This is a genomic window from Streptomyces sp. MI02-7b (assembly GCF_033793585.1).
Taxonomy (GTDB): domain Bacteria; phylum Actinomycetota; class Actinomycetes; order Streptomycetales; family Streptomycetaceae; genus Actinacidiphila.
The window spans coordinates 1-668 of the sequence record NZ_JARAWX010000081.1; the positions used below are offsets into that span (position 1 = coordinate 1).

The following is a 668-nucleotide window of genomic DNA, read 5'->3' on the forward strand; positions in this document are numbered from 1 at the left end:
ACAACGGGCAGCTGGCGATCCCCCAGCTCTTCGAGAACATGTTCCCGTCCTGGTTCGCGGGTGTGGCCTTCGCCGCGATCGGCATCGGCGCCCTGGTACCCGCCGCGATCATGTCCATCGCCGCGGCGAACCTGTTCACCCGCAACATCTACAAGGACTTCATCAGGCCGGACGCCACCCCGGCGCAGGAGACCCAGGTCTCCAAGATCGTCTCGCTGCTGGTCAAGGTCGGCGCGCTCGTCTTCGTCCTCACCATGGACAAGACGGTCGCCATCAACTTCCAGCTGCTGGGCGGCATCTGGATCCTGCAGACCTTCCCGGCCCTGGTCGGCGGACTGTTCACCCGCTGGTTCCACCGCTGGGCGCTCCTGGCCGGCTGGGCGGTCGGCATGATCTACGGCACCTGGGCCGCCTACGGCGTCGCGAGCCCCACCCAGAAGCACTTCGGCGGCTCCTCCGACACCATCCCGGTCATCGGGCAGATCGGCTACATCGGCCTGACCGCCTTCGTGCTCAACGTGGTGGTCACCGTCGTCCTCACCCTGGTCCTGCGGGCCGTCAAGGCGCCCGAGGGCCTGGACGAGACGGCCGTGAAGGACTACACCGCCGACGCCGGCGACCCCGGCGTGCAGCGGGATCTGCCGGGGGATCAGCCGGACCTGCCGGTC

1 protein-coding gene is annotated in these 668 nt (G+C 68.4%); it reads left to right on the plus strand.

Annotated features, from left to right (window positions below; translation table 11 throughout):
* Positions 1 to 668 (plus strand): sodium:solute symporter family transporter (locus tag PV364_RS41155; protein ID WP_415924681.1); only part of this gene is annotated, 668 nt, incomplete at both ends.